Raw genomic sequence first — 7374 nt, forward strand, 5'->3', positions numbered from 1 at the left:
CCGAGGGAGAGGTGGCCCTGCGGGCCTAGGGTACAGCGACAGCCTTCAGTCGTTCCGCGGCCTTAGGCGCGAACTCCCAGAGCATTTCGACGCTTTGCCATTTGGCGGCATTCACCTCGTCTAGCTGCGCGGTCAGCGGTTGGCTTGGGTCGGCGAGGAAGAGGTATTGGAGGTCGTGGTGGATGTGGGGCGGTTCGTTGCGGGATTTTTTGCCGGGGACCTCGTGGCTGTCGATGACGAAGGGTAGGTCATGATTTTGGTGCCAGGGGTGCAGTTTTAGGCTGGTGACGCCGGTTTCTTCGATTGCTTCGCGCTGGGCGGAGAGGTGGAAGTAGGGGCTTGGTTCGTAGTGGCCGCCGGGTTGGAGCCAGCGGCCGATGGTGATGTGGTCGATGACGAGGATTTGGGCGTGATCGGGCGAGAGCACGATGGCGCTGGTGGTGAGGTGACCCGGCATGGTTTCGCGGAGGTCGAGGCGGTGACCTTCGGCGATTTGCCAGCGGAGTAGCGAGAGGTGCTCGGTCGGCGCGGCGACCTCGGCGAGATAGCGGGTGACGGTGGTGGCAAGGGTATGGGCGAAGGATTCGGGCGACATGAAGAGGTTTTAGACCGTCTAGCGCGTGAACTGAAATCCTGTTCTGCGCCTTGGGCTTCAGATGGACCACCCGGACGAGCCGGGTGGTGACGGTGGGGGCAGGCTCGGTGGTGATGCGAGAAAGAAATCAGCCGCCGAAACCTGGGGGTGGTTCGGCCAGCGCAAGGCGGTTGCCGTCGGGGTCGAAGACCTGCGCGACCTTGCCGAAGGGGCCGCTCGCGGCGTTGACGGCGGCGATGTCGAAGGCGGCAAGGCGGGCGATTTCGGTGTCGAGATCGGGGGTGACGATGGTCATGATCGAATGGCCGGCGTTGGTTTCGTCTTGCCAAAGCTGAAGACCGGCGCCGCCGATATTGCGCCACTGCACCATGCCGGGAATGGGCTTGTCATCGACCGGGCGGCCGATCAGCTTTTCGTACCAGACAAGGGCGATATCGAGATCGGCGACGGACATGCCGGCATAGGCGCCCTGCACGTTGAAGACTTTTGACGACATGAAAACACTCCTCTGTTTTCTGCGCGACGAACGGCTACTTGCCGTTTCGACGCCGGCTTAGCCGCGAGGAGCAAAAAGGATGATTGCGGCGCCGGCAAGGGCGAGCACGCCGCCGGCAATATCCCAGATATCGGGTTGGCGAGATTCGACGGCCCAGAGCCAGATCAGCGAGGCGAGAATATAGACCCCGCCATAGGCGGCATAGGCGCGGCCGGCCTGATCGCTGGGCGCGAGGGTGAGGAGCCAGGCGAAAGCGGCGAGAGCGAGCATGCCAGGGACGAGCCACCAGATGGGCTTGCCCAAACGGAAGACGGCCCAGACGGCGAAGCAGCCAGCGATTTCAGCGAGCGCGGCAAGGGCGTAGACGAGAAGGGCGGAGCCGAAAGCGGGCATCAGCCGCGCGGGCCGCAGGAAATCGCGCCGAGGCGTTCGGCAAAGCGGGTACGCATGACCTGGTGCGGCGGGGAGAGGCGGACGAGGGCAAAGAGCTTGTCGCTGGGGGCTTCGACGACGAGGAGGCCTTCTTCGATATCGAGCTGCTGCTGGGCGAGGAGCCGGGTCTGGGCGGCGTTGAAAATGCCGAGATCGACCGTCTGGCCGATGCCGTCGCGATTGGTGGTCGAATAGATGACGATGCCGGCCTCGTTGAAAAGCGCGAGGGACCAGAAGGCATCGGGCAGGGTGCCGCGAAGATAGGCGGGGCCTTCGGCAAGGTCGAGCTGGCAGAGGCCATAGACGAGATCGGGATCGAGCCCCAGCGGATTGGGCTGGCCGGCTTCGACCGGCGGCAGGATGACCATGCGGTTGCTGGCTTCGAAGGCTGAGACCCGCGACCAGGTGGTTTCTTCGGCCAGCATCGGCAGGGTCAGGATGACGACGATATGGATGATGCCGCCGAGAAGGACGCCCCCGACGAGCCAGAGCAAGAACCGGATCATGCGCAGTCTCCGCGCGTGATGATGGGCATGGTGTCATTGCCCGAACCGAAGCCGGAAAAGGCGGTGGTATCGTAAAGCGTCAGTTCGAGGCTGAAGGGGCCGGAGCCAGCGAGTTCCAGCCAATTGCCGGGGGATAGGGATTTGCCGACATGGATGGTCATGGCGCCGGAATTGTCGCGGGCGACCTGGCTCGAGCGCATCGCAAGATCGGTGCCGGGGGCGGCAAGGTTCTGGCCGGCGCTATCGACAGCAACGAGCGTCCAGAAGCTCGAGACCGGGACGTGGCCGGAGAGCGTATAGGTGCAGGAGAGATCGAGCGGCTCGCCGGCGGTGTCGGTGGTGGCGAGGAATTGGAGGCCTTCGGCACGACCAAGCTGGAGCGCGGCTTCGCGGGTGAGATGGCCGCGGGTATAGGGATTGGGCGCGTCGGAACCGAGATCGGGCCAGGACACCCAGGCGCCGATTTGCGCGGCGCCGAAGAGGCGGCCATCGGTCAGCGCGTAATAGGAAAGACCAAAGCCGGTCACGAGGGCGACGGCGATGGAAAAGAGGAGAAGCAGGACAAACCGCACTTGAGTTCAGCTTCCTCGATATCTGGGCATGACGTGCTGAACCGGCAGCGCTGCGAACATGCCAAGGCTATAGCAATCAAGCGGCGGGGGCGAAAGCCATGGTGATGCCGCAGACGCAAAATAGCGATAGCCGGATCAGATGAATCAAGACGGGTGAGATGTTTATGCAGGGACGGATTTGGATCGCGCTTGGGCTTTTGGCAGTGGCGGTGAGCCCCGCAATGGCCAAGGACAAGACGGTGGCCGCCGGCGACCTATCCGGATGGATCGGAACGTGGAGCGGGGGACCCGAACAGGAGATCACCATCACGCCGGGCGCCAATGGCGGTTTGGCGGTTGAGGGCTATGCCACTTATGGCGCCGAGGATCCCGAAAGTGCTGCGATGGGCGCCATCAATGTGGGGGGATTTGCAGGCAACATTCCGGCCGACTGGATCGAGGACAACAATGTCACCATTGCCTCGACGGGCGACGAGATCATCCCGACAAGCGAAGCCGGGCATTATGATTGCTGGGTGGATATGACGCTGAACGGGGACGCGCTCGAGGTCGACGACAATGGCCAATGCGGCGGGCTCAATGTGTCGTTTATCGGGACCTACAAGCGGCACTAGAAGTGAGCGCGGCGGGGGACCGCCGCGCCGAAACTTACATGGCGTCGAGTTCGACGATGAGATCGTCATAGGCCTTGCACGCGGCTTCGACATCGGTCGGCGGATTGGTCTGGAGACCGGTGAATTTCTGGCTGACTTCGGTGGCCTTGTCGGGATTGGCGGCAACCACTTCCTGCACCTTGGTCGAGAGCTCCATCGCTTTGGTCTGCAGCTCTTCGGGCGTGCAGGCGAAAGCGGTGGCGGTCCCGGCGAAAACGAAAGCAGCGGCGAGAATCGTTGTTTTCATGACTCATCCTTTGATCTGTTGATCGCGAATGGCGCCCGTGCCGGAAACCGGCCGGTGCATCGCTGTTTGGCGCTCACGAAACGGTGAGCGCCGGCATCAGATGAGCAAAAGATGCGGTGAAAATAGGGCAGCGACAGGGGTTTACTGCGGGGCGGCGCCGCCGGGCTCAGAGCCCGGCGCTGGGGGCAGGGGCGCTGGCCTGATCGGAAACCGGCGCCAGATCCTTGATGGCGATGTCGAGACGATCGGCGAGATCGAGGAGTTTACGGGCGGCGGCCGGGGTCAGATTGGGCGGGCGCTCGGCGGCGTCTTCAGCGGGGACAGCTGCGGCATCGGCGACGATGGTCTGCTCGGGCACGAAATCGACGCCGAAGACCGGCTTGATCTCGATATTGGTGTGGGCATAGGCCATGAACTTCTGCCAGGCCACTGTGGGCAGCGTGCCGCCGGTGAGATTGTTGGTCGGGCGATAGTCATCATTGCCGAACCAAACGGCGGCGACATAATTTCCGGTGAAGCCGCAGAACCAGGCGTCGCGATAGGACGTGGTGGTGCCGGTCTTGCCCAGCGTCGGGACGCCTTCGATCTTGGCGCGCGAGCCGGTGCCGCTGGTGACGACGGCGCGCATCATCTGGTTCATATAGGCGACGGTTTGCTCGGAGAGGATGCGCTCGCGCGGGGCGTCGGGATCATATTCCCAGACGGGATCGCCGGTGAGCGTCGTCATCCGGGTGATGCCGAAGGCGGGGGTCTTGAGGCCGTCATTGGCAAAGACCGCATAGGACGAGGTCATGTCGAGGACGGAAACCGAGGCAACGCCAAGGGCGAGCGAACGGGTCACCGGATAATCGGCGCGGAGGCCCATGCGATGGCTGAGCGCGGCAATGGTGTCGCGGCCGGTCTTGATCGAGAGGGTGACGGGGACCGTGTTGATAGAAGCGGCAAAGGCTGATTGCAGGGAAATCTGGCCCTTGTAATTGCGGCCATAATTCTGCGGGCACCAATCGCCGATGCAGACCGGACGGTCCGAAATGGTGTCGGAGGGTTTTAGCCCAAGCTGCTCGAAGGCCTCGGCATAGACAAAGGGCTTGAAGGAGGAGCCAGGCTGGCGCGTCGAGACGATGGCGCGGTTGAACTGGCTTTTGCCGTAGTCCGTGCCGCCGACCATGGCACGGATGGCGCCCTGGGTGTCGGTGACGACCATGGCGGCCTGGGACACCTTATACTGCTCGCCCTGTTCGCGTACGACCGAGGTCACGGCTTCTTCGGCATAGCGCTGGAGGGTCGTATCGATGGTGGTGCGGACGGTGAAATTATTGCCCTGCGCGCCGGTCTCGTCGATGATGCGCTTGGCTTCGTCAAAGGCCCAATCGAGGAAGTAATTGGGCGAATTGACGTCGGCGGTGCGCTCGATGGGCGAGGCGGGGTGGCGACGGGCGGCGGTTACCTGGCCTTCGGTCAGAAAGCCCGAGGCGACGAGATTGGAGAGGACGAGATTGGCGCGGCCGCGGGCAGCGGCGAGATCGACGTGTGGCGCATAGCGCGTCGGGGCCTTGAACATGCCGGCGAGCATGGCGGCTTCGGCGAGGTTGATGTCCTGCACGCGCTTGCCGAAGTAATATTCGGCCGCGGCAGTGACGCCGAAATTGCCGCCGCCCATATAGGCGCGGTCGAAATAGAGTTTTAAAATCTCGTCCTTGGAATAGTGCCATTCGAGCCAGATCGCGAGATAGGCTTCGATGATCTTGCGCTCAAAGGTGCGCTCGGAGGAGAGGAAGAGATTTTTGGCGAGCTGCTGGGTGAGCGAGGAGCCGCCCTGGGTGGAATTGTCGCCCTGGGCATTTGAGGCAAGGGCGCGCAGCGTGCCGACGATGTCGATGCCAAAGTGGTCGTAGAAACGGCGGTCTTCGGTCGCAAGGGTCGCCTTGATCAGATAATCGGGCATCTGGTCGAGCGCGACGCTATCGTCGGAGCGAATGCCGCGGCGGCCGATTTCGGTGCCGAAACGATCGAGGAACACGACAGAATAATCCTCGGCCTTGTTGAAGGCGCCGCGATCGATGATCGAAAAGGCGGGCATGGCGAGCGCCGTCATCAACACCGCGCCGATAGCGCCGAAGGTAAAAGCGTCCGAGAGGATTTCGACGATGAAGCGCTTGAAGCCCGTGACGTGAAACCGGCTCATGAAATCCTGGTAGCGGGTATAACCGCGGCCAAGGGCCTGCCAGAATTCGTAAAGCGAAGAGTCGAGCCAGGCATCGGCGGCCAACATGCCGCCGGCGCGTTTTGGACGTTTTTGCTTGCTATAGAAAGGATCCTGCACGCCCAACCCCTTGGATCACGTCGCTCGAATGTGACTTGAGCCGGGTGCCAATTCAATCGCATCGCTGGAATATGATTGCCTTGCGCCAAAGACAAGCGCAAACGGGCAACAGGATAAACGGAACGAACCCCGCATGGCCTTTTGGGAAGAAAAATCGCTCGCCGAAATGAGCCCGTCGGAGTGGGAAGCGCTCTGCGATGGCTGCGGCCGCTGTTGCCTGATCAAGCTCGAAGACGAGGATACCGGCACGCTGATCACCTCGGACGTGCGCTGCCAATTGCTCGATGGCGATACCTGCGGCTGCACCGACTATCCCAACCGGCAGAAGAAGGTGCCCGACTGCATCAAGCTGACGATCGAGAATGTGGTCGAGATCAAGTGGATCCCAACCACCTGCGCCTATCGCCGGCTCGCCGAAGGCAAGGGGCTGGCCTGGTGGCATCCGCTGGTTTCGGGCGATCCGCAAACGGTGGTCGATGTCGGGGTGTCGGTGAAGGGTCGGACTTTTCTCGAAACCGAAGTCGATCCCGATGAATGGGAAGAGCACGCGGTGGATTGGCCCGAATGGGAACCGCCCGAGCATCTTTAGAGTCGAAATTGTCACGCGCCACCTATGTTTCGCGTTTCTTCGATATGTAAGCAAAGCTGCTACTTGCCAAATCAGTTAACTTGGTAACTTCTGATTAACCATGATGTGACCAGATCGGCGGCAATATCCGCGGTGGGGCAGGCATGATGAGCATGACCGAAAGTTTCCAGAAAGAATGGTTCTGGCAGCGTGTGCGGACGATTCTGGGGCGCCATGCCGCGCTGCGCGGAAGCGGCGGAGCGGAGGCGCTCGAGGCCATGCGCAAGCGCTATCCCGCTGGCCGGCCCATCGAAGAAGAATTGCAGCGCGCCTGGCTGATGGCGTCGGAGCGGCGCGTGTCGCTTTGCGTCGTGGCGCTCGAAATCGACTGTCATGTCGAATATCTCTCCGCCTATGGGCGCGATGCGGCCGAAGACTGCATGGAAACGCTGGAGCGTTTGATTGCGTCGCTGCTCGTGCGCGAGGACGATAGCTGCATGCGGCTCGGCCAGAGCGGTTTTGTGCTGGTGCTACCCGATATGCCGATGCTGATGGGCCGCGAACTGGTGATGAAGATCAACCAGGCCGTGCGTCGTCAGGGTCTGATCAACAAGGAAAGCCACGCTGGAGCGGTGACGCTCGGGGCAGGGCTGGCGGTGGTCAATCCGGAACCGCCCTATGATCGCAATGTGCTCGATATCGCCAAGCAGGCGCTGCGCAAGGCGCAGCGGCGGGGACTGGGTCGGCTCGATATTGCGGATCTGCGCGGTGGCGAGAAGCGGGACGTGGCGGCTTAGGTTTTAGGAAGCGGACAGTAAGTAGCGCCGCTTTATTGCTTCAACATTTTCTATTGCCGGAAGACCCCCTCACCCGGCCTTTGGCCGACCTCTCCCCCTAAGGGAGAGGTGTCGCTCCGCGACTAAGGCCATACTCCCACCTCTCCCTCTGGGGGAGAGGTCGCCGCTTAGCGGCGGGTGAGGGG

The 7374-nt window shown here is 62.2% G+C and carries 10 protein-coding genes; 3 read left to right on the plus strand and 7 right to left on the minus strand.

The features are described 5' to 3' along the window. Window positions 1-25: 25 nt before the first annotated feature. From ASE94_RS13230 to ASE94_RS13250, 5 genes are all read right to left on the minus strand, one after another. Window positions 26-595: an NUDIX domain-containing protein gene (locus tag ASE94_RS13230; protein ID WP_062630805.1), complete on the minus strand. Its 570-nt coding sequence runs from the start codon at window positions 593-595 to the stop codon at window positions 26-28. A 127-nt stretch (window positions 596-722) separates the two neighbouring features. After that, a complete protein-coding gene (locus tag ASE94_RS13235) occupies window positions 723-1091 on the minus strand; it encodes a VOC family protein (protein WP_062630806.1) in 369 nt (122 codons plus the stop codon). Between the two features lie 57 nt (window positions 1092-1148). Beyond that, a complete protein-coding gene (locus ASE94_RS13240) occupies window positions 1149-1484 on the minus strand; it encodes a YnfA family protein (protein WP_062630807.1) in 336 nt (111 codons plus the stop codon). Next, window positions 1484-2029: a hypothetical protein gene (locus ASE94_RS13245; protein WP_062630808.1), complete on the minus strand. Its 546-nt coding sequence runs from the start codon at window positions 2027-2029 to the stop codon at window positions 1484-1486. Before ASE94_RS13245 ends, ASE94_RS13240 begins: the two co-directional genes overlap by 1 nt. Beyond that, window positions 2026-2601, minus strand: coding sequence for a DUF1214 domain-containing protein (locus tag ASE94_RS13250; protein WP_062630809.1), 576 nt, complete (start codon window positions 2599-2601; stop codon window positions 2026-2028). Before ASE94_RS13250 ends, ASE94_RS13245 begins: the two co-directional genes overlap by 4 nt. 164 nt (window positions 2602-2765) lie before the next feature. On the opposite strand from ASE94_RS13250, the gene ASE94_RS13255 reads away from it, so the two are divergent. Then, window positions 2766-3215: a hypothetical protein gene (locus ASE94_RS13255; protein WP_156352156.1), complete on the plus strand. Its 450-nt coding sequence runs from the start codon at window positions 2766-2768 to the stop codon at window positions 3213-3215. Between the two features lie 34 nt (window positions 3216-3249). Here ASE94_RS13255 and ASE94_RS13260 read toward each other — a convergent pair whose 3' ends face one another. Together ASE94_RS13260 and ASE94_RS13265 are read right to left on the minus strand one after the other, a co-directional pair. Continuing rightward, complete coding sequence (locus ASE94_RS13260) at window positions 3250-3501, minus strand: hypothetical protein (RefSeq protein ID WP_062630811.1); 252 nt, start codon at window positions 3499-3501, stop codon at window positions 3250-3252. Between the two features lie 166 nt (window positions 3502-3667). Then, window positions 3668-5824, minus strand: coding sequence for a PBP1A family penicillin-binding protein (locus ASE94_RS13265; protein WP_062631334.1), 2157 nt, complete (start codon window positions 5822-5824; stop codon window positions 3668-3670). 133 nt (window positions 5825-5957) lie between these two features. Between ASE94_RS13265 and ASE94_RS13270 the strand changes: the two genes are divergently transcribed. Beyond that, window positions 5958-6413 (plus strand): YcgN family cysteine cluster protein, encoded by a 456-nt coding sequence (locus tag ASE94_RS13270; RefSeq protein ID WP_062630812.1) that lies wholly within the window; start codon window positions 5958-5960, stop codon window positions 6411-6413. 143 nt (window positions 6414-6556) lie between these two features. Further along, window positions 6557-7189, plus strand: coding sequence for a diguanylate cyclase (locus ASE94_RS13275; protein WP_062630813.1), 633 nt, complete (start codon window positions 6557-6559; stop codon window positions 7187-7189). The last annotated feature ends 185 nt before the right edge of the window (window positions 7190-7374 follow it).

Origin of the sequence: Devosia sp. Leaf64 (assembly GCF_001421945.1) — a bacterium.
Taxonomy (GTDB): Bacteria; Pseudomonadota; Alphaproteobacteria; order Rhizobiales; family Devosiaceae; genus Devosia.

Excerpts from the sequence above, each read along its gene's own strand:
- ASE94_RS13230 (WP_062630805.1), bottom strand. The coding sequence starts at position 595 with ATGTCGCCCGAATCCTTCGCCCATACCCTTGCCACCACCGTCACCCGC.
- ASE94_RS13235 (WP_062630806.1), bottom strand. The coding sequence starts at position 1,091 with ATGTCGTCAAAAGTCTTCAACGTGCAGGGCGCCTATGCCGGCATGTCC.
- ASE94_RS13240 (WP_062630807.1), bottom strand. The coding sequence starts at position 1,484 with ATGCCCGCTTTCGGCTCCGCCCTTCTCGTCTACGCCCTTGCCGCGCTC.
- ASE94_RS13245 (WP_062630808.1), bottom strand. The coding sequence starts at position 2,029 with ATGATCCGGTTCTTGCTCTGGCTCGTCGGGGGCGTCCTTCTCGGCGGC.
- ASE94_RS13255 (WP_156352156.1), top strand. The coding sequence starts at position 2,766 with ATGCAGGGACGGATTTGGATCGCGCTTGGGCTTTTGGCAGTGGCGGTG.
- ASE94_RS13260 (WP_062630811.1), bottom strand. The coding sequence starts at position 3,501 with ATGAAAACAACGATTCTCGCCGCTGCTTTCGTTTTCGCCGGGACCGCC.
- ASE94_RS13270 (WP_062630812.1), top strand. The coding sequence starts at position 5,958 with ATGGCCTTTTGGGAAGAAAAATCGCTCGCCGAAATGAGCCCGTCGGAG.
- ASE94_RS13275 (WP_062630813.1), top strand. The coding sequence starts at position 6,557 with ATGATGAGCATGACCGAAAGTTTCCAGAAAGAATGGTTCTGGCAGCGT.